We start from the raw sequence: 701 nt of genomic DNA, 5'->3' as shown, positions 1-701 counted from the left end.
ACACTGTAAAGAAGGTTTCTGGCAAGGCTGCTGCTTCCACCATTGAGTAGCCTTCAGGAACGGGTAGACATTGGCTTTCTGGTACATTTACATACTCGGCATAGCCACCACCGTTGGTGAGTGCACAAATCTTATCGCCTTGTTTTAAGGTAGTAACGGCAGAACCGACTTCGACCACTTCACCGGCTACTTCCAAACCCAATATGGGTGACGCATCTTTTGGGGCCGGGTAGTTGCCTTGTCGCTGAATCACGTCAGGGCGATTAACGCCGGCTGCTGCTACCTTCACCAGTACTTCATTTTCTTGAATGCCAGGGCGTTCGCCTTCAGCAACTTGCATGACATCAGGTGCGCCGAAGTTTGGGGTGTCGATATATTTCATTTTGGCTCTCTTGTTCGTGGCGAATTCGTATGAGTAGGCAAGCAATTTAAAGGGCTACCGGGTTAGGGTCAAGTTTATCAACTGTGTTCCGTGGTGATCCCATTGACATCAAACTGACACCAAAGCGTCACATTTGCTTCACACTGAATTACTATCCTGCCTAAAAACACAGGAGTCTAGGTATGGGTTTTCAGAGCTTGTTGGTTAACAAGGCAGTAGATAGTGAGAAAACAAACGGTACACTTCAACCTGCTGTCGAGCGCATGTCTAGCAATGATGGCCTTGCCGATAAAAACGGTGGGATTCCCGAGATATTACG

The 701-nt window shown here is 47.9% G+C and carries 1 protein-coding gene; it reads right to left on the bottom strand.

Going from position 1 to position 701, the window contains the following annotated elements; translation table 11 throughout:
• Positions 1-382, bottom strand: a 382-nt coding sequence (locus tag A3729_RS02690) for an alcohol dehydrogenase catalytic domain-containing protein (RefSeq protein ID WP_156497594.1), incomplete at its 3' end; no start/stop codon positions are given.
• Between the last annotated feature and the right edge of the window lie 319 nt (positions 383-701).

It is taken from the genome of Oleiphilus sp. HI0043 (assembly GCF_001634935.1).
Note: the sequence above shows the minus strand (reverse complement) of the source record. Positions and strands in the feature narration are given on the sequence as shown.